Raw genomic sequence first — 22,821 nt, forward strand, 5'->3', positions numbered from 1 at the left:
TTCGGCGCCGGCACGGGCGGCTCGGACGGCCTACCCCTAGCGCCGCGGCGGCTCCGCCTCCATCTGACGCGATGCGAAATTCGAGGCGAACGGGTTGGTCGGAGTGCCCGAGCCGAGGGTCCGCTCGCGGGACGAGCCGCAGCCGGCCAGGGGCACGGCGAGAGTCGACAGGACGAGGACGACGATGGCGCGGATCAGCATGACGGTCCTAAAGGATGGGCGACGCGGGATGTCGCCCGCAGCTCCTTAGCGAGGAAGAGGCCTCATGAAACCCCGTGATCTGGAACCCCATCATTTCGAGGAGGACGGTCACCGCTTCGCGGTCGCCTTCGAGCGCTCGCCCGACGGCTGGATCTGCCGGCTGCGACGCGAGAGCGACGGGACGGTCCAGGTCCTGGCCTTCCCCGATGGGCCCGGTTTCGACCCGGACGACGTGCGCGATTCGCTGATCGCCGGCTGCCGGGCGGCGGTCGCCACCCTCGGCTGGGCCGGTACGACGCGGCACTGAAGCGGAACTCCCGCACGGCCCGGTCCGTTCGCCGTCATATCCTCGTACACGGGAACCGAACCGATGACGGACGTCACCTATCACATCGTCGAGCACGACGGCGGCTACGCCTACAAGGTCGGGGACGTGTTCTCCGAGACGTTCCCGAGCCGCGACGAAGCCCTCCAGGCCGCCCAGGCGGCGGCCGCCGAGCAGCAGGTCCCCGGCTCCACCGAGGGCATCCGTTACCAGGACGGCAGTGGCGCCTGGCACGACGAGACCGCGCGCGGCGATGACCGGCCGCGGGCCAAGGTCACCGAATAGGTCTCGACCTCCCCCCGGACATCGACCTGCCGGTGTCCGGGGGGCACCCTTCGCGGGTGGCGAGGCGAGCCTGCGGCCCAAGGCTGTGACGGCAGGGTCGAAAAGGGATACCGCCGCCGGGGGGCCTGGCTATGCGGGTGCCCGCGGTTGGGGAGCCCCGTCATGACGGCAATCATCTTCGTGGGGGCGGCGCTCGCCGAGATCGCCGGGTGCTTCGCGTTCTGGGCGTGGCTGCGCCTGGATCGCTCCGCGCTCTGGCTGCTGCCGGGGCTCGCCGCGCTGGCGCTGTTCGCGCTGCTGCTGACGCGGGTCGAGAGCGAGGCCGCGGGCCGGGCCTATGCCGCTTACGGCGGCGTCTACGTCGCCGCGTCCCTGGCCTGGCTATGGGCCGTCGAGGGGCGCCAGCCCGACCGGTGGGATCTGTCGGGGGGAGCGATCTGCCTTCTGGGCACCGCGGTGATCCTGTTCGGACCTCGGCTCTGACGACGACTGCGTCACTCAGAGAATAGCCCTTAGGCCGCCGGCATCACGGCCGGGTCGTCGCGCCGGCGCGGGCCGGCCGGGGACTGGATGCGGTTGCGCCCCGCTTCCTTGGCGGCATAGAGGGCGAGGTCGGCCGCCTCGACCAGGGCGGCATCGGAGGCCGCCTGGCTGCTGATCGCGACGCCGAGGCTGACGGTGACGCGGCCGAGGCCGTCCTTGCGGGCCGCGTGCGGCACCGCCAGGTCCTCGACGCCGCGGCGGAGCGCTTCGGCGACCTCGAGGGCTTGCACCAGGGTCCGGCCCGGCAGCAGGACGGCGAATTCCTCGCCGCCATAGCGGGCCGCGACGTCGGACGGGCCGGTGGCGTGACGGGCGAGGATGGCGGCGATCGCCCGCAGGCAGTCGTCTCCCGCGCTGTGACCGTAGCGGTCGTTGAAGAGCTTGAAGTGGTCGACATCGAGCAGGATCAACGCGAAGCGGCGACCTTCCACGGCGCCCTGCCAGAGGTCGCCCATGCTGCGCGCGAACCGTCGACGGTTGGCGAGCCCCGTGAGGGAATCGGTGGTGGATAGGCGGGCGAGCATCGTGTTGTCTTCGGCCAGGCGCCTGCCGCGCAGCGTCTCGCGCAGGGTCAGGAGATAGTCGCGCCGGTTCGCGGCCTCGGTCCGCCGGGCGGCCATGAGCGTGAAGTTCATCATGACGAGGAGGTCGATCACGATGACGAGCCCGAGCTCGATCGGGATGTCGGACTTCGTCAGCACCACCGTCGTCGCCAGGACGGCGGTGACCGCGGAGACGATACAGGCCCAGGAGAAGCGCAGCGGCAGCACGTTGCTGCCGAACACGATGCTCAGCATGATCTCGGCCGTGCACAGATAGATGCGCGGCCCGCCCTCCAGGGCCATCAGCAGGATCGGGACGCCGTTGGCGCCGACCATGGCCCCGGCGCACAGCATCTCGCGCAGGCCGCCTCCCACCCGGCTCGACGCCCAGTAGACGAACAGGCCGACCGGCGTGACCACGGCGGCCCTCAGGACCAGGTTGAGCACCCACCAATCCGGCAGCGTGACGAGCCCGGTCAGGTTGTAGATGTTGAACACCAGGATGCCGATGAAGACGGCGTACCTGATCTGGCGGATGCGGTCCTGGCGGGTGTCGGCCTCGAAACGGGCCTCGAGGACCGGACCGAAGCTGTCGAGGAAGCGTCCCGAGCGCAGGCAGCGGTCGGCCGCATCGAGCAGCACCGCATCCAGGGTCGCCGAATCGTTGGCGGCGGCGGGGCCTCCCGCCGGCCGTTCGGTCTGGCCAGAGCCGTATGGCACGCCGTCACCTCGTCTCGCGTTCGGCCGCGGGAGGCGGGAGCCTGGGCCCATAAGATGACGATATCGCTAACGGGAACGGCGCGATCCGCACGGGGTTTGCGCTCCGGGGCGGATGTCGTGCATGCGGTGTCCCGTCGACCCCGCCGCATCGCGCGGCCGCCATCCGGAGATCGCCCGTGACGTCTTCCAACCCGCGCCGGCCCGACCACGAGATCGATCCGCTCTTCATCGAGCGGTGGTCGCCGCGCGCCTTCACGGGAGAGGCGGTGCCGGAGGCCGAGCTGCTGCGGATGTTCGAGGCGGCGCGCTGGGCGCCTTCGGCCTACAACTCGCAGCCCTGGCGCTTCCTCTACGCCCTGCGCGACACGGCCCATTGGCCGGTGTTCTTCGACCTCCTGGTGCCCGGAAACCAGAAGTGGGTGAAGGACACCGGCGCCATCGTGATCCTGGTGTCGAGCACGCACATGAAGGCGGGCGACGAGCTGAAGCCGTCCTGGAGCCATTCGCTCGATGCCGGCGCGGCCTCGGCCAACTTCCAGCTCCAGGCGATCCGCCAGGGGTGGCACGCCCACGGCATGACCGGGTTCGACCGGGAGCGGGCGGTCGCCGCCCTCAACGTGCCCGCCGACCACCGGGTCGAGGCGGCCTACGGCGTCGGGCGCGCGGTGGCGCGGGCCGAGCTCACGCCCGAGCAGGTCGCCAAGGAGACGCCCAACGGACGCCGGCCGATCACCGACTTCGTCCATGCCGGCGGCTTCAAGCCCGCCGGGACGTGAGCGCTTCCGCCATGCTGGCCAGCGCGCCCGATTACGACCGCCTCGTCGCCGGCTTCGCCTGGGCGATTCCGGAGCGGTTCAACATCGGCGTCGACGTCTGCGACCGCTGGGGGCTGCGCGAGCCGCAGCGCCCGGCGATCGTCGAAGTCGGCGGCGACGGCACCGTGGCGGCCACCACCTTCGGCGCGCTCAAGGCGGGGTCCGACGCCCTGGCCGCTGGCCTGGTGGCCCTGGGGATCGCGCCGGGCGAGCGCATCGGCATTCTGTTGCCGCAATCGGCCGCCGTCGTCGTGGCCCATGCGGCGGCCTACAAGATCGGCGCCATCGCCCTGCCGCTGGCCGGCCTGTTCGGCCCCGAGGCGCTGCGATACCGCCTCGCCGATGCGGGTGCGCGGGTCCTGATCACCGACGCGCCCGGCCTCGCCAAGCTGGCCGCCATCCGCTCCGACCTGCCCGCTCTGGCCCATGTCGTCTCGACGGACGGCGCGGCGCAGGGCGTCCTCGGCTGGGACGACCTCCTCGCTTCGGCGCCGGCGGGGTTTTGCCCGCGCGACACCCTGGCCGACGATCCGGCCCTGATGATCTACACCTCCGGCACCACCGGCCTCGCCAAGGGTGCGCTCCACGCCCATCGGGTGCTGCTCGGCCACCTGCCGGGCTGGGCGATGATGCACGACTTTCCCCCGAGACCCGGCGACCTGATGTGGACGCCCTCGGACTGGGCCTGGGCCGGCGGCCTCCTCAACGTCCTGATGCCGAGCCTGCACCACGGCGTGCCGGTGGTGGCCCGCCCTACCGCCCGGTTCGATCCCGAGGGCGCGTTCCGGTTCATCGCCGACCAGGGCATCACCAACGTGTTCCTGCCCCCCACCGCGCTCAGGATGCTGCGCGGCGTGCCCGATCCGCGCGGGCGCTTCGACCTCTCGGCCCTGCGCAACATCGCCTCGGCCGGCGAGGCGCTGGGGCCCGAGACCTTCGCCTGGGCGCGCAGCGAACTCGGGCTGACCATCGGCGAGGCCTACGGCCAGACCGAGTGCAACCTCGTGCTGGCCGCGTGCCGGGCCGCCGGCGTGGCGCGGCCGGGGTCCACCGGGCGCCCGGTGCCGGGGCACCGCGTGATGGTCCAGCGCCCCGACGGCCGCGAGACGGAGGTCGACGAAGTCGGCGAGATCGCGGTGGCCCGGCCCGACCCGGTGATGTTCCTGTCCTACTGGAACCAGCCCGAGGCCACTGCCGCCAAGTTTCGCGGCGACTGGATGCTGACCGGCGATACCGCCCGGCGCGACGCCGACGGCTACGTCCACTTCGTCGGCCGCGAGGACGACCTCATCACCTCGGCCGCCTACCGCATCGGCCCCACCGAGATCGAGGACTGCCTCCTGCGCCACCCGGCCGTCGCCCTGGCGGCGGCGGTGGGCAAGCCCGATGCGCTGCGCACCGAGATCGTGAAGGCCTTCGTGGTGCTGCGCCACGGATTTTCGGCGAGCGACGCCCTGGCGGACGAGATCCAGGCCTTCGTGCGCACCCGGCTCTCCGCCCACGAGTACCCGCGCGAGATCGCGTTTCGCGACAGCCTGCCGATGACGACGACCGGCAAGATCATCCGGCGGCAGCTGCGCGACGAGGGGTGAGCGATCTCGGTCGCCGCGGTGTGTTCGACCGGACCTTCATACCCCTCCTCACACGAGGCGGAAGCGAGGCGCTCGCTTTCATCCACGCTCGTCACGCGATCCCGTATCGGGCGTCGGCGCGGTGCCCCCGGTGCCGGATCGGGGCGCCGTGGCACCCTTCCCGCCGACGACCGGCAACCCGAGAAGCATGGCCAGATCCGGTGCCGCGCCGTCCCCGAGCAGGTCGGCCAGGGTGTAGCCGTCGAGCACGGCGAGGAAGGCGGCCAGGGCCTCGCCCAAGGCACGGCGCAGGCGGCATGGCGCCGTGATGGCACAGGCGCCCCCGGAGAAACACTCCACCAGGGCGAGGTCCTCCTCCGTCTGCCGCACGACGGCGCCCACGACGATCTCGGCGGGCGGACGGGCGAGCCGCAGGCCGCCGCCGCGGCCGCGCAGGGTGTGGACGAGGCCGAGCCGCCCGAGCTGGTGCACGACCTTGGTGAGGTGGCTCTCCGAGATCCCATAGGCGCGCGCGATCTCGGCGATCGAGCTCAAGCCGGTGTCGTTGAGCCCGAGATAGATCAGGGTGCGGAGGGAGTAATCTGTGTAGCGAGTGAGGCGCATGGCCACCTCCTACAGGCTTTCGAAGATACATTCTGCTTGCATCTTTTGCATCTCGGCTCCAAAGGTTCATTGTAAATGAACCTTTGGAGCTCGCCGTGTCCCAGCCGCTGACGCCCGCCACCGTCGCCCTCATCAAGGCCACCGTTCCCGCCCTGGAGGCCCATGGCCTCACCATCACGAAGCGGATGTACGAGCGCCTGTTCCAGGACCCGGCGATGCGCGACCTCTTCAACCAGTCGCACCATGGCGAGAACGGCTCGCAGCCCAAGGCGCTCGCCCTGGCGGTCCTGGCCTATGCCCGACACATCGACGACCTCGGAGCCATGAGCGGAGCCGTGGAGCGGATCGCCCAGAAGCATGTCGCCCTCAACATCCTGCCCGAGCATTATCCCTTCGTGGCCGACGCGCTGCTCGGCGCGATCCAGGACGTGCTCGGCGACGCCGCCACGGCGGAGATCTGCGCGGCCTGGGGCGAGGCCTACTGGTTCCTGGCGCATATCCTGATCGGCCGGGAGGCCGCCATCGCCCGCGACTTGGCGCACAAGCCCGGCGGCTGGAACGGGTGGCGCGACTTCGTCATCGAATCGGTGGCCGAGGAAAGCGAGACGATCCGCTCCTTCGTGCTGGCGCCGCGCGACGGCCTGCCCGTCCTGCGCCACGAACCCGGGCAGTACCTCGGCTTCCTCCTCGACCCGCCGGGGCGGGGGGTGCTCAAGCGCAACTACTCGATCTCCTGCGCGCCGAACGACCGCGCCTACCGCATCACGGTCAAGCGCGAGGGCGGCGCCGGCCAGCCCGCCGGGATCGTCTCCCACTGGCTGCACGCGCAGGCTGGGCCGGGCACGGCGATGCGGGTGGCGCCACCGGCCGGCGAGTTTGTCCTCGACCGTTCGAGCGACGCACCGGTCGTGCTCGTCAGCGGCGGCGTCGGCCTGACGCCGATGCTGAGCATGCTGGAGACGCTGGTGCAGAGCGGCGATGCGCGTCCGGTCTGGTACGTCCACGGCGCCCTGAACGGGCGCGTCCACGCGATGCGCGAGCATGTCCGCGCCCTGGCCGCCCGGTCGGGCAACGTCCGGCTGCAGACCTTCTACGCCTCGCCGGAGGCCGGCGACCGACCGGGCGTCGACTACGACGTCCCCGGCCTCGTCACCGCCGATTGGCTCGCGGCCCGCACGCCGCTCGGCGAGGCGACCTACTACCTGTGCGGCCCCAAGCCGTTCCTGGCGGCCCTCGTCAACGGCCTCGCCCGCCACGGCGTGCCCGCCGAGCGGGTGAAATTCGAGTTCTTCGGCCCCGCCGACGAACTGCTGGAGGAGCCCCGCCAGGCCGCGTGACTCCGGCGGCACGGCGGATCGTCCGCGAGGGGATCGGGCCGGGCGGTCCGGTCCCTTCTTTCGCCGCTGCCGCCCGGTGCGTCTCGTTCGTGGACCGGGCGCGTCGTCACGCCGGCCGGCACCCGCTGCGCCGACCCGCCGACCTCGAGGTTCGCATAAAGACATCTTTATGTCTTGATTGCTTCCTACCCCGGCGCCTGCTAGAGGCTCAGCCCAAGCGCAACGCGAGACGAGAGAGCGAACCACATGGCCCAGATTTCCCCGGCCCAGGATTACATCGTCAAGGACATCGGCCTGGCCGAGTACGGCCGCAAGGAGATCTCGATCGCCGAGACCGAGATGCCCGGCCTGATGGCCACGCGTGAGGAATACGGTGCGTCGCAGCCCCTCAAGGGCGCAAAGATCGCCGGCTCGCTGCACATGACGATCCAGACCGCGGTGCTGATCGAGACGCTCAAGGCTCTCGGCGCCGACATCCGCTGGGTGTCCTGCAACATCTATTCGACCCAGGACCACGCCGCCGCGGCCATCGCCGCCGCCGGCATCCCGGTGTTCGCCATCAAGGGCGAGACCCTTGAGGAGTACTGGGACTACACGTCGAAGCTGTTCGACTGGCATGGCGGCGGCATGCCGAACATGATCCTCGACGACGGCGGCGACGCCACCATGTTCGTCCACCTGGGCCTGCGCGCCGAGAACGGCGACACCGCCTTCCTCGACAAGCCCGAGTCGGAAGAGGAGGAGGTGTTCTTCGCCCTCCTGAAGAAGAAGCTCGCCGAGAAGCCCAAGGGCTGGTTCGCGGGCCTGGCCGAGTCGATCAAGGGCGTCTCGGAAGAGACCACCACCGGCGTCCACCGCCTCTACAACCTCGCCAAGGAGGGCAAGCTGCTCTTCCCGGCGATCAACGTGAACGACGCCGTCACCAAGTCGAAGTTCGACAACCTCTACGGCTGCAAGGAGTCGCTCGTCGACGGCATCCGTCGCGGCACCGACGTCATGATGGCCGGCAAGGTCGCCATGGTCGCGGGCTTCGGCGACGTCGGCAAGGGGTCTGCCGCCTCCCTGCGCAACGCCGGCTGCCGCGTCCTGATCTCGGAGATCGACCCGATCTGTGCCCTCCAGGCCGCCATGGAAGGCTACGAAGTCGTGACGATGGAAGACGCGGCCCCCCGCGCCGATATCTTCGTGACCGCCACGGGCAACAAGGACATCATCACGATCGACCACATGCGCGCCATGAAGGACCGCGCGATCGTGTGCAACATCGGCCACTTCGACAACGAGATCCAGGTCGTCGGCCTGAAGAACATGACCTGGTCCAACATCAAGCCGCAGGTGGACGAGATCACCTTCCCCGACGGCCACCGCATCATCCTCCTGTCGGAGGGGCGCTTGGTGAACCTCGGCAACGCCACCGGCCACCCGTCCTTCGTGATGTCGGCCTCCTTCACCAACCAGACGCTCGCCCAGATCGAGCTCTGGACCAACCCGGGCAAGTACGAGCGTCAGGTCTACACGCTGCCCAAGGCGCTGGACGAGAAGGTGGCCATGCTCCACCTCGAGAAGATCGGCGTGAAGCTCTCCAAGCTCCGCCCCGATCAGGCCGCCTACATCGGCGTGTCGCAGACCGGCCCGTTCAAGCCGGATCACTACCGCTACTGATACTGACGGTGGGGCGGCCCCGGCCGCCTCGGTCCGCTGCGTGACGGAAAAGCCCGGCTCGATGCCGGGCTTTTTTCGTGTCCGGGGCCGCGCCGCCGGGGGCGGGCGAGGGCGTCCGGTGTGTCTTTTCTGCGGCCTCCCGGCGGCACGTGATCCGGTTCGGGTCAAAGTTAAGCTTCGCCCCCTTCCTGCGGGATTCCGGCTCGCGCTAGTGTGGGTCGGAGTCGCCGGATACGGCGAGTCGCCAGCCGATGACGGGGTCGGTCTGTTGCGACGTGGTGGCGCCTCATCGGCAGGTCGTGGAGGCGGGGCGAAATGTGGGTCGATCGAGCGGTGCAGATCAGGGTCTGCGTCGGCGCTCTGCTCGTCGGTGCGTCCGGCGCTTCCGCCCTGGCCGCTGGCCCGGGCGCGACGACCCAGGCAACCGCGGCCCCGGGAACCACGTCCTTAGGAACGACCTGGGCCACCGACGTCATACAGCACACCCACAACGCCGCCGGTCTCGCGATCCTGATCGGCCTCACGGTGTTCGCCACCATCCTCTCGCTGCTGCACATGCGCGAGCGGTCGCGCTGGACCCGGCGCGAGGGTGACCTCGCCTCGGAGCTCGCCCGCCTGCACGGGTCGCACGACCTCGCCGAACTGCTGCTCAACGCCGAGCGCCAGGTCATCGTGACCTGGGCCGGGCGGGGCGATCCCGTGATTGAGGGCGACGTGACGCTGGCCCTGCCCGAGGGTCGTAGCCTCGCCGGCGGGTCCGAGCGCATCCTCGCCTTCTCGACCTGGCTCGCGGCGAGCGACGCCGGAGCGCTCGATGCCGCCGTGCTCGCCCTGCGCGAGCGCGGGACCGGTTTTCGCCTGAGCCTGCGCGCCCAGGACGGCCGCTACATGGAGGCGCACGGCCAGGCGCTCGCCGGCCGCGCCCTGCTGCGCCTGCGCGAGACAAGCGAGGAGCGCCGCCAGCTCAACGAGTTGCGCCACCGCCTCGACGAGGCCAAGCGCGGCCTCTCGGCCCTCTCGAACCTGCTCGACGCGATTCCCCAACCGGTCTGGCAGCGCGACCAGGACGGGGCCCTGGCCTGGGTGAACACCGCCTATGTCGCCGCCGTGGAGGCCCCGAGCCGCGAGGGCGCCGTCGTCGCCGGCATCGAGCTCCTGGACCGGCAGGCCCGCGAGATGATCGCCCGGCACGACGGCGCACGGCCGGGCTCGGGCGCGCGCGGCGCCTTCCGCCTGTCGGCGGTGGTGGCCGGCGGCCGGCGCAACCTCGACGTCACCGAATCGGTGATCGAGGGCGGCCGGGTCGGCATCGCCGTGGACGTCTCCGAGCTCGAGAGCGTGCGCGCCGACCTGCAGCGCCAGATGGACGCCAACGTCCGCACCCTCGACCAGCTGCCCACCGCCGTGGCGATGTTCGACGCCCGCCAGCGCCTCATCTTCCACAACGCCGCCTATCGGCACCTGTGGGGCCTCGACCAATCCTTCCTCGAGCAGCGGCCCCTCGACGGCGAGATCCTCGACCACCTGCGCGCCTCGCGAAAGCTTCCCGAGCAGGCGGATTTCAAGTCCTGGAAATCGGACGTGCTCGCCGCCTATCGGGCGGTAGAGGCCAACGAGACCTGGTGGTACCTGCCCGACGGCCGCTCCCTGCGCGTGGTCGCCGACCCCAACCCCCAGGGCGGCCTGACCTACCTGTTCGACGACGTCTCCGAGAGCGTGAAGCTCGAATCCCGCTACAACGCCCTGATGCGGGTGCAGGCCGAGACGCTGGACACCCTCAAGGAGCCGGTGGCGGTGTTCGGGGCCGATGGCCGCCTCACCTTCGCCAACCGCGCCTTCGCCACCGCCTGGCGCCTCGACGCGGCGATGCTGGTGGAGCGGCCGCGGGTCGACGCGGTGATCGCGGCCTGCCGCATCCTGTCCCCGGACGAGGAGCCCTGGCTTGACATCCGTGCCGCCGTGACCGACCTCGAGACCCGCGCCGGGCTCACCTGCCGCCTGGAGATCGTCGACGGCACCGTGCTCGACTGCGCCACGCAGCCGCTGCCGGAGGGCGCCACCCTGCTCACGCTCATCGACGTCACCGCCAGCGTCAACGTGGAGCGGGCGCTCACCGAGAAGAACGACGCCCTGGAGCGCGCCTCGCTCCTGCGCGACACCTTCGTCCACCACGTCTCCTACGAGCTGCGCTCGCCGCTCACCAACATCATCGGTTTCACCCAGCTCCTCGGCGACGAGACCGTGGGCGCTCTCAACGACCGCCAGCGCGAGTACTCGGACCACATCATGCGCTCGTCCGGCGCCCTCCTCGTGATGATCAACGACATCCTCGACCTCGCCTCGATCGATGCGGGCTCCCTCGAACTGTCGCGGGAGGTGGTCGACGTGCGCGCCACGGTGGAGGCTGCGGTGCGCGGCCTCGAGGACCGGTTCGCGGAATCGGCGATCACCCTCGACCTCGCGGTGCCCGACGACATCGGCAGCTTCGTCGCGGACGGCAAGCGGGTGCGCCAGATCCTGTTCAACCTCCTCTCCAACGCAGTGGGTTTCTCCGCGCCGGGCCAGACCGTGCGGGTGGAGGCGCGCCGCGAGGGCGACGAACTCGTGCTGTCGGTGGCCGACCACGGCCGCGGCATGCCTGTCGACGTCGCCGCGCGGGTGTTCGACCGGTTCGAGAGCCATACCCTGGGCACCCGCCATCGCGGCGTCGGACTGGGCCTGTCGATCGTGCGCTCCTTCGTCGAGCTGCACGGCGGGCGCGTCGCCCTGGACTCGGCCCCTGGCGCCGGCACCCGCGTCACCTGCACCTTCCCGGTCACCGATCCCCTCGCCCACCGCGCCGCGGCCGAATGACGGCCCGGCGGTTCGGGTCGCCGACCGTCGGACCTACGGCGTCGGTGGCAGGCTGTTCTTGACGAGGTACTTGAGGCCACGGTCGAACGAGACGTCGTTGTCGCCTCTGATGTCGACGCTGTAGGCCTGCTCGGGTTTGTCGCCCCTGAGGTCCTTCACGTAGACGTTGATGTTCAGGATGAGGTTGGAGACCTTCTGGATTTCGCCCGTGACGGCGACGTCGGCACCCAGCGTCCTGGCGTAGTCCTCGGCGCAGCCGTTGCAGTTACGCAGGCCCGCCCCCCGGGTGACCCGGTCCTCGACCGGGCCGGTCGATACGATCGCATAGCGACCGCTCTGCGACAGCAGCGACCGAAGCTGGTCGCTCAACGGCTTCAGGCGGGCCACATCGGCCTCGGTCGGCCCCTGGATTCCGAGGTTCGCGAGCTGGAAGTCGAAGACCGCGGCCTTGGGAGGCTCCGCATGGGCTGCGGTCATGGTCGCCAGCATGGCCCCGATGGAGATCGTCAGCGTGCGGGAGATCGACAGCGTGCGAGAGATCGTCATGGGCGGTCCTTCACGGTATTCGCGTTCCCAATGAACGCGCGTGACGGTCGATCGACCTCATGTTCCGGGAAACCCTCTTTTCGAGACCTCCAATCGATCCGCCTCGCATCGGCGAGCCGCCGGGCCGAGAACGCTCCGGACGGCCTCCCGATACGCTTGAGCGGAGGACCTTCGCGGAGCCTGCTCAGGGCTGGGCGGCCTTGCGCAGGGGCCTGGCGAAACGCTGGCCCGTGAGGGTGAAGCCGGTGGCGAGACAGAACCCCTGCGAGTCCGGCCGGTCTACATCGACCAGGGCTTCCAGGCTGGCGCAGCCCGCCACCCGCGCCGCCTGCGCCGCGGCCTTGAGGAGGAGCCGGCCGATGCCCCGGCGGCGGTCGTCGGGCGCCACCAGGAGCACCGTGATCTGGGCGACCGGGGCGCCGGATAGGAGGGTCCGGTACCAGTTCATTACCACGAGCCCGGAGGGTGGGCCCCACTCCACCGCGATGAGGGCGGCGGCCTGCTCGCGCCGCAGGATGTCAAGGCGGTCCGCCGCGTCGCGGGCCGACAGCGTCAGGCCGCAGGCGTCGAACAATTGCGACAGCCCGGGGGCGTCGCCGGCCGCGGCGGCGCGGATCTCCAGGCCGTATCGTGTGCCCAAACCCATCTCCGCGCGTGAAAGGCTGCCGGCCGCCGCCGCCGCCCCGGACTTTCCGGGCATATAGGCCGCCCGGTTCGAACGGCGACGGACCCGCGCGGGTCACGGCGTTGCGTGATTGGACACCGGCCGCCTATAGGGCGTCGAGACGACCGTCTCCGATCGCAGGACCCTCATGTCCGCCCTTCCCAGCCGCCGCGCCGTTCTGTTGCCGCTCGCCGGGTTGGCCTGCCTCGCCCCCGCCGTCCTGAGCGCACCGGCCCCGGCACAACCGGCCTCCGCCATCCCCGTGTTCCGGCGCGGCATCGGCGTCTCGCACGCGATGGGCTGGGCCGAGGTCGCGGAGGACGGCTCCTATGCCGATCCGCCGTTCTCGGGGCCGCGCTTCCGCTTCGACGGGCACCAGCGCAGGGCGATCCGCGCGGCGGGTTTCGACTTCGTCCGGCTCGCCGTCGACGTCGGCCCGTTCCTCGCCGCGGACGCAGCCAGGCGCGCGCGCATCGACCGCTTCCTCGTCGAGACCGTTGAGGCACTCCTCGACGACGGCCTCGGGGTGGTGGTCGATCTCCATCCCAGCGACATGCACCCGGCCTACACGCCGACCGCGCTGACCGGGGGCGCCGCTGCGCCGGGGTTCCTCGCCTACCTGGGGTTGGTGACTCGGACCGCGGCCAATCTCGCCGCGCTGGTCGTACGGCGGCGCCCGGTGTCGGCGCCGCGGCTCGCGTTCGAACTGATGAACGAGCCGGAGGTGTCGCAGGCAGCCTGGCAGCCGATGCTGGAGGCGGCCTACCGGGCCGCCCGCCAGGGTGCGGCCACATTGCCTCTCGTCCTCGGGGGCGGCGAGCAGAACGCGGCCGCCTCCCTTGAAGCCCTCGACCTCCGGCCGTTCGTGAACGATCCGGCGGTGCTCTACACGTTCCACAGCTACGAGCCCTGGCAGTTCACGCACCAGGGCGTGCAGGGCAACCCGGCCTTTCCCTTCGACGCGGTCCCCTATCCGGCACCGGCGACGCCGCAGGCGATGGAGCGGGCCACCGCTGCGCGGATCGCCGGCCTCCGACCCGCGGCGCCGCGGGATGCGGCGGCGGCCGCCGACGCCCTGCGCCGCTACAGCCGGTCCGGATTCGATCGGGCCGCCCTCGATGCGATCTTCCGCAGGGTGAGCGCCTGGCGACAGGCGCGAAAGCTGCCCGCCCATGCGATCCTCCTCGGCGAGTTCGGGGTTCGCCTCACGCCCTACCTGCGCACGGACGAGGGGGCGGCGGCGCGCACCCGCTGGCTGCACGACATGCGTAACCTTGCCGAAGAGCACGGGTTCGCCTGGGCCGCCTGGACCTATGTCGGGAGCGGCGGCTTCGCCCTGGCCGAGGACGAGGTCGGCCCCGGCTTCGACCCGGCCACCGGCGGCGCGCTCGGCCTCACCGCCAGCGCTGCGAAGCCGAAGCGCCCCTGATCGCATCGCCGATCGCGGCAACGGTTTCTTGACCGCGATTCCCGTCTCGCGCCGATCCAGACCCCCGCATCGCCTTCTCGGCGCGCCGATTGCGGCATGGGGCCATCGAAGGGCCGCGCCGGTCTCGAAACGGTACGGCCCCGTCCGGCCGTGACGCGTCGATGCGGCCGGCATCCCATCAGCGACGAGACATCGAGATGCAATCCGTCAAGAACCTGATCTTCCACGGCGTCGGTGTGGGTGCCATGGGCCTCGCGGCCGCGCGCCACCGTATCGGCGGCTACCGCAGGCCCACCGATTTCTCGTCGTCGGACCTCGCCCAGGCGATCGAGCACGTCGTGGCGATTGTCCAGGATTGGAACGACACCCTGTCCCGACTCGGAACGCCCGAGCACGGTTTTCGAGGGCTCGACGTGCTCGAACTCGGTCCCGGCGCCACCCTCGGCACCGGCGTCCTGCTCCGGGGGCTCGGGGCTGCGTCCTACCTCGCCGTCGACGTCAACGAACTGGCTACTCAGACGCCCTCTGCCTTCTATCGCATGATCGCCGAGGCGCCGCTCCCCGACGGATGCGATCCCGTCATCGTGCGCGCCGTCGCCGAATCTCTCGCACAGGGTCGGGATGCGGGGGTCGGCTATGCGACCGACCCGGATTTCGACATCGGGCGCGCCGTGGCCGGCCGGACCTTCGATGTGGTGGTCAGCAACGCGGCGTTCGAGCATTTCGACGACGTCGATGCGGTGATCGCCGATCTTGGACCGGTCCTGCGTCCGGGGGCGGTCTTCATCGCGATGGTCGATTTCCAGACCCATTCCCGCTGGGTCCGCCGCGTCGATCCCAACAGCATCTACCGCATCGGCCCGTCCCTCTACCGGGCCATGACGTTCCCGGGGCAGCCCAACCGCCTGCGGCCGCGCGACTACCTGAAGTTGCTCGCCCGCCACGGCTGGCGGGACGCGCAGGTGCGCCCCGTCGACCGGGCGCCCCCGGACTACCTCGCCTGGAGCCGACGCTCGCTGGCCTCGGGCTATCGCGACGACGACGCCCGCATGGACGTGCTCACCGGGATCGTCACCGCCCGCAAGCCCTGACCGCCCGCAAGCCCTGACCGGGCGCCGCGGCCGGTCGGGGCCGCGGCACATCCGTTCGGGAGCGGCCCCGTATCGTGATGAAGAGACCATGAAGAACATCGGCGAACCGCGGTCGTTCACGGCATCGCTCGTGTGCAGGGCGAATGGTTTTCTCAGGTGGTCTTGGCGACGCCATGGTGTGTCGGGGCTGAAGGACCGATTTCGGTAATCATGTCTCGTATTTTAAGAAACGCCGGCCCGGATCGCGCGTTCATGCGCGGAACAGCGATCGGTGAACGCAGATTAACAATCGTGGTCGTTGCCGAGATCGCGAAAATTATCAGTATCGATATCGGGTAAATTTACCTCGTCTCGATCCTTCGCTTTGCTCAAGAGCCGTCTGATGGCAACAGTTCGATCTCAAAGGACCGATGCAGTGAGGGGCTCCGACATGCACGACGATCGTCAGGAGCCCAGTCCGCCGTCGGGGACGTCTCCCTCGGTCACGATCGTCATCAAGGCCCTCAACGAGGAGGGCTGCATCGCCCGGGCCATCGAAAGCGCCACTACGGCGCTGGCCGCGGCCGGTGTCTGCGACGGGGAGGTGATCCTCGCCGACAGCCGCTCCGAGGACAGGACCGCCGAGATCGCGGCGGCGCGCGGCATCGCGGTGGCGCGCCTGTCCGACGCGGTGCCGCGCAGCTGCGGCATCGGCCCCCAGCTCGGCTACCAGCATGCGCGCGGCGACTTCGTCTGCCTGATCGACGGCGACATGGCGCTGGCGCCCGGGTTCCTGAGGGAGGCGCTGGCGTTTCTGCGCGACCATCCCGAAGTCGCCGGCGTCGGCGGCGGCGTGCGGGACGTCAACGTCGTCAACCTCGAGTTCGACCGCCGCGCCCGTCGCGGTGCGGCGGACCTGCGGCCGGGTCCCGTGGACCGGCTCAACGGCGGCGGCCTCTATCGGCGCGGTGCCATCGCCACGGTGGGCTATTTCAGCGACCGCAACCTGCACGGCTACGAGGAGTTCGATCTGGCCGTCCGCCTGCGCACCGCGGGCTGGTCGCTGCATCGCCTGGCGACGCCCTTCGTCGACCACTACGGCCACACCATGGGCGGCTATCCGCTGCTCCTGCGCCGGATCACCAGCCGCTACCTCGACGGGATCGGCGAGCTCCTGCGCGGTGCGCTGGGCAAGCCGCACCTGCGCACCACGTTGCGCGACCTGCCGGAGATCCGGTTGTGGCTCGCCGTCTATGTGGGCTGGGCACTCGGGCTCCTGGCGGTCATCGCCCTCCCGGCTGACCTGGCGCTCGCGGCCCTCGGCGTGCTCGTCCTGGTGCCGGTGGCGGGGATGAGCCTGCGCTACCGCTCGCTGCCCCTCGGCATCTACGCCTTCGTGGCCTGGAACGCGCACGCCTTCGGCATGGCGCGGGGCTTCCTCAGGCCCAGGGTCGCGCCGGATCTCAGGATCGAGGCCACCTTCCTGCCGGCCAAGCCGAAGGACAAGACGACGGTCGCGGGTGCCGCCGCTAGCAGGTCCGCGCCGGCGCGGTCGGTCCCGGCGCCCGCCGAGGCGCAGCCGGGCCTGGGCGAGGTCTCCCGTGCCACCGCGACGGCGGTCATGGCCGGTGCGCTCTGTGTGGTGCCGGCCAGCCGGACGATTCCCGCCGGCCTGCCGGGAGGCGACCTCCGCGGCCTGGTCGACCTCGACGCGCGCTCGCCACTCCCCGACCGCATCCGCGACGGGGCGACGGCCTGCCCGGACGGCGGTCGTCGCCATGCCGCACCGACAGCTTCGGACGACTACCATGTATAAGTATTCGGAGCCTTCGCGAGACATGCCGGCGGCACGTGGCCCGGCGCCCACGCGCAGCGCGGCGATGGCGGCCGTGACGCCCCACCCCTTTCCCGTCGAGCCGGCGCCGCTGACGCCGATGGTGTTGGCCTTCATGGTCTGGCGCCACCGGGTGCAGGTGGCCGCCTCCGGCCTCGCCGTCGCCGCCCTGGGGCTGGCCTTCGGCGTCCTGGCGCCCGCGAAATACGCCGCCTACACCCAGCTCATCATCGACCCCACCGACCTGCGCGTCACCGACCGCAGCCTGCGCACGTCGAGCCAGTTCAGCGACGCCCTGGTCGCCCAGGTGGAAAACCAGGTCCGCGTCATCACCTCGTCCTCCGTCCTCGACCGCGTGATCGCGGCCGAGCGCCTCGATCGGGACGACGAGTTCAACCCCACGGGCTCGCCCGGCCTCGTCTCGGGGATCACCGCGTCCCTGCGCGGCCTCTTCGGCGGCGGCGAGCCGCAGCGCCAGCCCGCCCCCGGGCTGATGGCCCTGCGCGCGCTGGAAAAGGTCGTGGGCGCCAAGCGCGACGAGCGCACCTACGTCGTCACCATCAGCGCCACGAGCCGCGACCCGGACAAGGCGGTACGTCTCGCCGATGCGGTGGTGGACGCCTACGTCACCGAAACGGCACAGACCCGGGACGAGGTCAGCCGCAAGATCGCCGGCTCGCTCAACGACCGCATCACGGAACTCAAGAGCGCGGTGGAGCAGGCCGAGCAGAAGATCGAACGCTACAAGCGCGCCAACAACATCGTCTCGGCGGTGGGTTCGAGCGTTACCGAGCAGCAACTCGTCACGGCCAGCACCCGCTACCAGACCGCCGTCAACGCGGTGGCGCAGGCGCAGTCGCGCTACCAGCAGGTCATGCAGGCCCGCAGCAGCGGCGATGTCGGTGCCATTCCCGACGCGCTCCAGTCGAACACCGTCATGAACCTGCGCAGCCAGGTCACCGAGGTGCAGCGGCGCCTGAGCGACCTCTCCGCCACGCGCGGCCGCCGCCACCCCGAGGTGATCGAGATCACCGCGCAGGAGACCACGGTGCGCCGGGCCCTGAACGAGGAACTCGGCCGGATCGCGGTCGCCGCCAAGACCGACCTCGACCGGGCCCGGGCCGACGAGCGCGAGATCCAGCGGACCTACGAGACCCTGAAGGCCGCCGTGAGCACGAAGGACGACGCCAGCGTGCGCCTGCGCGAACTCGAGCGCGACCTACAGGCGAGCCGCTCGGTCTACGAGACCTTCCTGAACCGGACTAAGGAGGTCTCGGAGCAGACGAAGATCGACGAGGCCAACATCCGCGTGATCTCGCGGGCCCAGGTTCCGGAGCGGCGTTCGTATCCGCCGCGCACCCTCCTGCTCGTCATCGTCGGCCTGGTGGTGGGGCTGGCCCTCGGGGTCGGGATCGCCATCGCGCGGGGCCTCATCCGCAAGAGCGGCCTCACGCTTCGGCCGAACCGGACACCCGGCGCCCTCTCGATCCGACGGTCCTAGGAACCCCGCGCAGGGCCGGGCTTCACCGACCCCGCCTCCACCCACGACGTCCCGCCCCGGGACGAAGCACCGACGTCCGCGGTGAGGCTCGGACGGACGCTCGCCACCGCGCGACACCGGTCCGCGGGGACGGCTGGCGACGACGATCGGATGTCCCCGTCGAGGGGATCGACACTGAGGAGGACAGCGCATGACTGCGATAACCAAACAGGTCCGGACCGGGTTTCAGCTCCTCGCCGAGGGCCGCCTTCGCGAGGTGGCGCGCCGGGCCGGCGCGCGATTCGGCGGCAGGATGTTCGAGCGCACCGTCGCCTTTGGCTTGCGCCGCGACCTGACGGTGCCCTTCCCCGCGCCGGCGGCGCGGATCGCCATCACCGTGCGCGAGGCCACGGAGACCGACGCCGCGCACCTGTTCGAGCATCTGCCCGAGGACACCGATCCCGCCGACCGGCAGGAACTCGCCTGGCGCCATGCCCATTTCCGCAACCGGATCCCGACCTGCTACGTGGCCATCGACGAGGCCACCGGCCGGCCCTGCTACGTGCAGTGGCTGATGACCGCGAGCAGCAACGCCGAGATCCAGAGGCTCGGGCCGTTCCCCGTCCTCGAGGCCGACGAGGCGCTCCTCGAGAACGCCTTCACCCCCAAGGCCTATCGGGGCCTCGGCATCATGCCGGCGGCGATGGCGCAGATTGCCGAGAAGGGCACCGCGCTTGGCGCCCGCTACGTCTACACCTTCGTGGGCGACGACAACATTCCTTCGCTCAAGGGCTGTGAGAAGGCTGGCTTCAGCCCCCACCTGACGCGGACGGTCACGACCCGGTTCTTCAACCTCTCGAAGCGGGTCGCCTTCGGGGTCTCCACGGATGGCTATCCGCTGTCCCACCGGGCCGGGTGACCGGCGATGCCCGATCGTAGCGGGACGCACCCCCTCCTCGATGGACGGGCCGGGCCGGGCGGCGAGCCTTTGCGGCTGCGCCTGAGGCGCGCGGCCGCGCGCCTCGTCCGCACGCGCACGCAGGTCGTCCGGTTCTCCGAGCCGCTGGTCTCCTTCACGTTCGACGACGTGCTGGAATCGGCCTGCACCGTCGGAGCCCCGATCCTGGAGGAGGCCGGTGTCAGGGGTACGTTCTACTGCGCGGGCAACCTCGGCAAGGGTTGGGCCGGTCCCCCGCTCGCCTCCCCCGAGCGGACCCTCGCCCTGCACCGCCGCGGCCACGAGGTCGCCTGCCACACCTATTCGCATCGGGCGGTCTGGAGCCTGTCGCCCGAGGCGCTGGCGCAGGACATCGCCCGCAACCGGGCGCATTTCACGGGCCTCGCCCCGGACATGGCGCTGGCCAACTTCGCCTACCCGTTCAACACCACCTCGCTGCGCGCCAAGCGGCAGCTGGAGCGGACGTTCGCGACCTGCCGCGGCGGCGTCCCCGGCGTCAACGTCGGCCGGATCGACCTCGGCTACCTGCGCGCGGTGGAACTGGCCGACGACTTCACCGACCGCGCCGCGATCCGCGCCTGGATCGCCCTCGCCGTGCGCGAGCGCGGCTGGCTGATCTTCTTCAGCCACGGCGTCGCGCAGGTGCCCGAGCCGTGGGGCTGCCACCCGGACCTGCTGCGGTTCGCCGTGGCCGAGGCGCGCGGGCAGGGCGCCCGGGTCGTCCCCGTGGGCGAGGCCGTCCTTCGCGCCGCCGGAAGCGTCAGCGCCGAGCCGCAGAGGGAGTCCGTTCCATGACCACGGTCCTGACCGAGCCGGTGCGCCGGCACGCGCACGCCGACACGCGGCCGATGCGCCTCCTGTCGGTGAACAACTACCACTACCGCCGCGGCGGCGCCGAGGTCGTGTTCCTCGAGCACAACCGGCTGATGCGGGAGACCGGCTGGGACGTCACGAGCTTCGCGATGAAGCATCCCAAGAACCTGCCCTCCGCATCGGATGCCTCCTTCGTCGACGAGATCGAGTTCGGCCAGGACTACGGGGTGCTGCGCTCCCTGCGCCAGGCCGCGACCCTGATCTACTCGTTCGAGGCGAGGGCCAAGCTGCGCCCCCTCATCGCCGCGCAGCGCCCCGACGTGGCGCATGTCCACAACATCTACCACCACATCTCGCCCTCCTTCCTGCCGCTCCTCAGGCAGGCGGGCATCCCGGTGGTGATGACGCTCCACGACCTCAAGATCGCCTGCCCGGCCTATACGATGCTGAGCCAAGGCAAAGTCTGCGAACGCTGCCGCGGCGGCAGGATCTACAACGTCGCCGTGCGGCGCTGCGTGAAGAACTCCGTCGCCCTGAGCGGCCTCGTCATGGTCGAGACGCTCATCCACCGGATGCTCGACATCTACGACCGCAACGTCGACCGCTTCGTGGTGCCGAGCCGGTTCTACATCGACAAGCTCGTGGAATGGGGCTGGCCGCGCGAGCGTTTCGTCCACATCCCGAACTTCGTCGACGTGGACGACTTCACCCCGAGCCACCTGCCGGGGGAGGGGTTCCTCTACGTCGGGCGGCTGAGCCCCGAGAAGGGTCTCGACACCCTGATCAGGGCCGCCGCCAAGGCGGGGCAGCGGGTGGCGCTGGTGGGAAGCGGCGCGATGGAGCCGCATCTGCGCAGCCTCGCCGCCGAGACCGGGGGCGACGTGCACTTCCTCGGCTACCTCACGGGCGAGGGCCTGCACGACGCCATCCGGTCGAGCCGGGCCGTGGTGCTGGCCTCGACCTGGTACGAGAACGGGCCGATCAGCCTGATGGAGGCCTATGCCCTCGGGCGCCCCGTCATCGGCACGCGCATCGGCGGCATCCCGGAGATGATCCGCGAGGACGTCACCGGCCTGATCGTCCCCCCGAACGACGCCGATGCCCTGGCAGCGGCGATGACGCGGCTGGCCGCGATGCCGGCCGAGCGTGCCGCGGCCATCAGCCGGGCCGCCCGCACCCTCGTCGAGGACGAGTTCTCGGTGGAGCGCTACCGCAGCCGCATCCTTTCCCTCTATGCCGACATCGCACGAGGCCCGACGTGAGCGACAGGTCGAGACGGTCGTCGTCCGCGCATCACGCGCCGCTGCGCGTGATGATGCTGGGCCTGCGCGGAATCCCCGACCTGCAGGGGGGCGTCGAGCGGCACGTCCAGGAGCTGGCGCGGCGCCTGGCGCGCGCGGGCTGCTCCGTCGAGGTGCTCGGGCGGGCGCGCTACCTGCCGTCGCGGCGCCCCTACGAGTGGTGCGGCGTCCGGGTCACGCCGCTGTTCTCGCCGCGCAACCACGCCCTCGAGTCGATCGTGCATACGCTGCTGGGCGTGCTCTACGCCGCCTGGGTTCGCCCCGACATCCTGCACATCCACGCCATCGGCCCGAGCCTGTTGGTGCCGCTGGCGCGCGTCCTCGGCCTCAGGGTCGTCGTCACTCACCACGGCTTCGACTACGACCGCGAGAAATGGGGGCGGCTGGCCCGCGCGATGCTGCGCATCGGCGAATGGACCGGGATGCGGTTCTCCAGCGGGCGCATCGCCGTCTCGCACGGCATCGCCTCGGTGGTCGCCGCCCGCCACGCCGTGGCTGTGTCGCCGATCCCCAACGGCGTCACGGTCCATCCCATGCCGCAGGGGACCGGCACGCTGGCCCGCTTCGGCCTCGAACCGGGCCGCTACGTGGTCATGGTCAGCCGCCTCGTGCCCGAGAAGCGCCACCTCGACCTCATCGATGCCTTCGCCCGGGCCGCGCTGCTGGGCTGGAAGCTCGCCCTGGTGGGGGGCGCCGATCATGCCGACAGCTACTCGCGCGAGGTGCTCAACCGGGCGCGCCGGACCGCCGGGGTCGTCACCACGGGCTTCCAGAGCGGTCCGGCCCTGCAGGAACTCCTCGCCCATGCGGGGCTGTTCGTGCTGCCGTCGAGCCACGAGGGGCTTCCGATCGCGCTCCTCGAAGCCCTCTCCTACGGGGTGCGGACACTCTCCAGCGACATCCCGCCCAACCGCGAGGTCGGCCTGCCCGACACCTGCTACTTCCCGGTCAGGGACGTCGGCGCCCTGGTCGCGGGTATGGCGAGGGCCTGCGCCCGGCTGCCGGACGAGGCCGAGCGGACCGAGAGCCGCGAGAGGATCCGCCGCATGTTCGATTGGGACGTCATCGCCGCGCGAACCCGCGAACTCTACATCACCGTCCAGCGCGACCCGGCCGCCCGCGCCCGCGCCCCCGGCCGGGCGCCGCTCTCCCGCCCGGGCCCCTGAGCTGCGCGGCGGCGGCGCCGACGCCGCCGGCCTCGAAGGAAGGACGCCGCGGCACGGACCGCCATGCGGGGACGGTGAACCT

Annotated in this window: 21 protein-coding genes; 16 read left to right on the top strand and 5 right to left on the bottom strand. The window is 70.9% G+C overall.

Going from position 1 to position 22,821, the window contains the following annotated elements; translation table 11 throughout:
• Positions 1 to 36: 36 nt before the first annotated feature.
• A complete protein-coding gene (locus ASG59_RS20715) occupies positions 37 to 201 on the bottom strand; it encodes a hypothetical protein (protein ID WP_156387489.1) in 165 nt (54 codons plus the stop codon).
• Between the two features lie 64 nt (positions 202 to 265).
• On the opposite strand from ASG59_RS20715, the gene ASG59_RS15570 reads away from it, so the two are divergent.
• The 3 genes from ASG59_RS15570 (at position 266) to ASG59_RS15580 (ending at position 1,294) form a co-directional block, all read left to right on the top strand.
• Positions 266 to 508, top strand: a complete 243-nt coding sequence (locus ASG59_RS15570; protein WP_244475726.1) for a hypothetical protein — start codon at positions 266 to 268, stop codon at positions 506 to 508.
• Between the two features lie 63 nt (positions 509 to 571).
• Positions 572 to 811: a DUF2188 domain-containing protein gene (locus tag ASG59_RS15575; protein ID WP_055878913.1), complete on the top strand. Its 240-nt coding sequence runs from the start codon at positions 572 to 574 to the stop codon at positions 809 to 811.
• 162 nt (positions 812 to 973) lie between these two features.
• On the top strand, positions 974 to 1,294 hold the full coding sequence (locus tag ASG59_RS15580; protein WP_056409908.1) for a YnfA family protein: 321 nt from the start codon (positions 974 to 976) through the stop codon (positions 1,292 to 1,294).
• A gap of 29 nt (positions 1,295 to 1,323) precedes the next feature.
• Here ASG59_RS15580 and ASG59_RS15585 read toward each other — a convergent pair whose 3' ends face one another.
• The gene (locus tag ASG59_RS15585; protein WP_056409911.1) at positions 1,324 to 2,616 is read right to left on the bottom strand and encodes a sensor domain-containing diguanylate cyclase; all 1,293 of its coding nucleotides are present in this window, start codon (positions 2,614 to 2,616) and stop codon (positions 1,324 to 1,326) included.
• Between the two features lie 176 nt (positions 2,617 to 2,792).
• On the opposite strand from ASG59_RS15585, the gene ASG59_RS15590 reads away from it, so the two are divergent.
• Positions 2,793 to 3,392 carry a nitroreductase family protein gene (locus ASG59_RS15590; protein WP_056409915.1) on the top strand — a complete coding sequence of 200 codons (600 nt, stop codon included), beginning with the start codon at positions 2,793 to 2,795 and terminating at the stop codon, positions 3,390 to 3,392.
• An 11-nt stretch (positions 3,393 to 3,403) separates the two neighbouring features.
• A complete protein-coding gene (locus tag ASG59_RS15595; RefSeq protein WP_056409919.1) occupies positions 3,404 to 5,023 on the top strand; it encodes an AMP-binding protein in 1,620 nt (539 codons plus the stop codon).
• Positions 5,024 to 5,101: 78 nt separating this feature from the next.
• Here ASG59_RS15595 and ASG59_RS15600 read toward each other — a convergent pair whose 3' ends face one another.
• Complete coding sequence (locus tag ASG59_RS15600) at positions 5,102 to 5,626, bottom strand: Rrf2 family transcriptional regulator (RefSeq protein WP_244475727.1); 525 nt, start codon at positions 5,624 to 5,626, stop codon at positions 5,102 to 5,104.
• Between the two features lie 95 nt (positions 5,627 to 5,721).
• On the opposite strand from ASG59_RS15600, the gene hmpA reads away from it, so the two are divergent.
• The 3 genes from hmpA (at position 5,722) to ASG59_RS15615 (ending at position 11,478) form a co-directional block, all read left to right on the top strand.
• Positions 5,722 to 6,963, top strand: a complete 1,242-nt coding sequence (hmpA, locus tag ASG59_RS15605; RefSeq protein WP_056410087.1) for an NO-inducible flavohemoprotein — start codon at positions 5,722 to 5,724, stop codon at positions 6,961 to 6,963.
• Between the two features lie 255 nt (positions 6,964 to 7,218).
• Positions 7,219 to 8,625 carry an adenosylhomocysteinase gene (ahcY, locus tag ASG59_RS15610; protein ID WP_156387538.1) on the top strand — a complete coding sequence of 469 codons (1,407 nt, stop codon included), beginning with the start codon at positions 7,219 to 7,221 and terminating at the stop codon, positions 8,623 to 8,625.
• A gap of 315 nt (positions 8,626 to 8,940) precedes the next feature.
• Positions 8,941 to 11,478, top strand: a complete 2,538-nt coding sequence (locus ASG59_RS15615) for a PAS domain-containing sensor histidine kinase (RefSeq protein WP_056409923.1) — start codon at positions 8,941 to 8,943, stop codon at positions 11,476 to 11,478.
• A gap of 33 nt (positions 11,479 to 11,511) precedes the next feature.
• On the opposite strand, the gene ASG59_RS15620 is transcribed toward ASG59_RS15615, so the two are convergent.
• Positions 11,512 to 11,967: a DUF3280 domain-containing protein gene (locus ASG59_RS15620; RefSeq protein ID WP_244475732.1), complete on the bottom strand. Its 456-nt coding sequence runs from the start codon at positions 11,965 to 11,967 to the stop codon at positions 11,512 to 11,514.
• Positions 11,968 to 12,208: 241 nt separating this feature from the next.
• The gene (locus tag ASG59_RS15625) at positions 12,209 to 12,670 is read right to left on the bottom strand and encodes a GNAT family N-acetyltransferase (RefSeq protein ID WP_347379715.1); all 462 of its coding nucleotides are present in this window, start codon (positions 12,668 to 12,670) and stop codon (positions 12,209 to 12,211) included.
• Between the two features lie 166 nt (positions 12,671 to 12,836).
• Here ASG59_RS15625 and ASG59_RS15630 point away from each other — a divergent pair, with 166 nt between their 5' ends.
• From ASG59_RS15630 to ASG59_RS15665, 8 genes are all read left to right on the top strand, one after another.
• Complete coding sequence (locus tag ASG59_RS15630; RefSeq protein ID WP_056409929.1) at positions 12,837 to 14,117, top strand: cellulase family glycosylhydrolase; 1,281 nt, start codon at positions 12,837 to 12,839, stop codon at positions 14,115 to 14,117.
• Positions 14,118 to 14,314: 197 nt separating this feature from the next.
• The gene (locus ASG59_RS15635; RefSeq protein WP_056409932.1) at positions 14,315 to 15,208 is read left to right on the top strand and encodes a class I SAM-dependent methyltransferase; all 894 of its coding nucleotides are present in this window, start codon (positions 14,315 to 14,317) and stop codon (positions 15,206 to 15,208) included.
• Positions 15,209 to 15,638: 430 nt separating this feature from the next.
• Positions 15,639 to 17,003: a glycosyltransferase family A protein gene (locus ASG59_RS15640; protein WP_082528791.1), complete on the top strand. Its 1,365-nt coding sequence runs from the start codon at positions 15,639 to 15,641 to the stop codon at positions 17,001 to 17,003.
• 22 nt (positions 17,004 to 17,025) lie between these two features.
• Positions 17,026 to 18,522, top strand: coding sequence for a GumC family protein (locus ASG59_RS15645; RefSeq protein WP_056409935.1), 1,497 nt, complete (start codon positions 17,026 to 17,028; stop codon positions 18,520 to 18,522).
• Positions 18,523 to 18,712: 190 nt separating this feature from the next.
• Positions 18,713 to 19,420 carry a GNAT family N-acetyltransferase gene (locus tag ASG59_RS15650; protein ID WP_056409939.1) on the top strand — a complete coding sequence of 236 codons (708 nt, stop codon included), beginning with the start codon at positions 18,713 to 18,715 and terminating at the stop codon, positions 19,418 to 19,420.
• Positions 19,421 to 19,426: 6 nt separating this feature from the next.
• Positions 19,427 to 20,254, top strand: a complete 828-nt coding sequence (locus tag ASG59_RS15655) for a polysaccharide deacetylase family protein (RefSeq protein ID WP_082528793.1) — start codon at positions 19,427 to 19,429, stop codon at positions 20,252 to 20,254.
• On the top strand, positions 20,251 to 21,534 hold the full coding sequence (locus tag ASG59_RS15660; protein WP_244475728.1) for a glycosyltransferase: 1,284 nt from the start codon (positions 20,251 to 20,253) through the stop codon (positions 21,532 to 21,534). The genes ASG59_RS15655 and ASG59_RS15660 overlap by 4 nt, the downstream gene beginning before the upstream one ends.
• Complete coding sequence (locus ASG59_RS15665) at positions 21,531 to 22,739, top strand: glycosyltransferase family 4 protein (protein WP_156399272.1); 1,209 nt, start codon at positions 21,531 to 21,533, stop codon at positions 22,737 to 22,739. The genes ASG59_RS15660 and ASG59_RS15665 overlap by 4 nt, the downstream gene beginning before the upstream one ends.
• Positions 22,740 to 22,821: the final 82 nt, after the last annotated feature.

The sequence above is a fragment of the Methylobacterium sp. Leaf466 genome (genome assembly GCF_001425565.1).
Classification (GTDB): Bacteria; Pseudomonadota; Alphaproteobacteria; order Rhizobiales; family Beijerinckiaceae; genus Methylobacterium.

What these genes read in the sequence shown, in the direction of transcription:
- ASG59_RS15640 (WP_082528791.1), top strand. Translation starts at nt 15,639, where the DNA reads ATGCACGACGATCGTCAGGAGCCCAGTCCGCCGTCGGGGACGTCTCCC.
- ASG59_RS15635 (WP_056409932.1), top strand. Translation starts at nt 14,315, where the DNA reads ATGCAATCCGTCAAGAACCTGATCTTCCACGGCGTCGGTGTGGGTGCC.
- ASG59_RS15620 (WP_244475732.1), bottom strand. Translation starts at nt 11,967, where the DNA reads ATGCTGGCGACCATGACCGCAGCCCATGCGGAGCCTCCCAAGGCCGCG.
- ASG59_RS15650 (WP_056409939.1), top strand. Translation starts at nt 18,713, where the DNA reads ATGACTGCGATAACCAAACAGGTCCGGACCGGGTTTCAGCTCCTCGCC.
- ASG59_RS15655 (WP_082528793.1), top strand. Translation starts at nt 19,427, where the DNA reads ATGCCCGATCGTAGCGGGACGCACCCCCTCCTCGATGGACGGGCCGGG.
- ASG59_RS15630 (WP_056409929.1), top strand. Translation starts at nt 12,837, where the DNA reads ATGTCCGCCCTTCCCAGCCGCCGCGCCGTTCTGTTGCCGCTCGCCGGG.
- ASG59_RS15625 (WP_347379715.1), bottom strand. Translation starts at nt 12,670, where the DNA reads ATGGGTTTGGGCACACGATACGGCCTGGAGATCCGCGCCGCCGCGGCC.
- ASG59_RS15615 (WP_056409923.1), top strand. Translation starts at nt 8,941, where the DNA reads ATGTGGGTCGATCGAGCGGTGCAGATCAGGGTCTGCGTCGGCGCTCTG.
- ASG59_RS15660 (WP_244475728.1), top strand. Translation starts at nt 20,251, where the DNA reads ATGACCACGGTCCTGACCGAGCCGGTGCGCCGGCACGCGCACGCCGAC.
- ASG59_RS15595 (WP_056409919.1), top strand. Translation starts at nt 3,404, where the DNA reads ATGCTGGCCAGCGCGCCCGATTACGACCGCCTCGTCGCCGGCTTCGCC.
- ASG59_RS15575 (WP_055878913.1), top strand. Translation starts at nt 572, where the DNA reads ATGACGGACGTCACCTATCACATCGTCGAGCACGACGGCGGCTACGCC.
- ASG59_RS20715 (WP_156387489.1), bottom strand. Translation starts at nt 201, where the DNA reads ATGCTGATCCGCGCCATCGTCGTCCTCGTCCTGTCGACTCTCGCCGTG.
- ASG59_RS15580 (WP_056409908.1), top strand. Translation starts at nt 974, where the DNA reads ATGACGGCAATCATCTTCGTGGGGGCGGCGCTCGCCGAGATCGCCGGG.
- ASG59_RS15570 (WP_244475726.1), top strand. Translation starts at nt 266, where the DNA reads ATGAAACCCCGTGATCTGGAACCCCATCATTTCGAGGAGGACGGTCAC.
- ASG59_RS15600 (WP_244475727.1), bottom strand. Translation starts at nt 5,626, where the DNA reads ATGCGCCTCACTCGCTACACAGATTACTCCCTCCGCACCCTGATCTAT.
- ASG59_RS15645 (WP_056409935.1), top strand. Translation starts at nt 17,026, where the DNA reads ATGCCGGCGGCACGTGGCCCGGCGCCCACGCGCAGCGCGGCGATGGCG.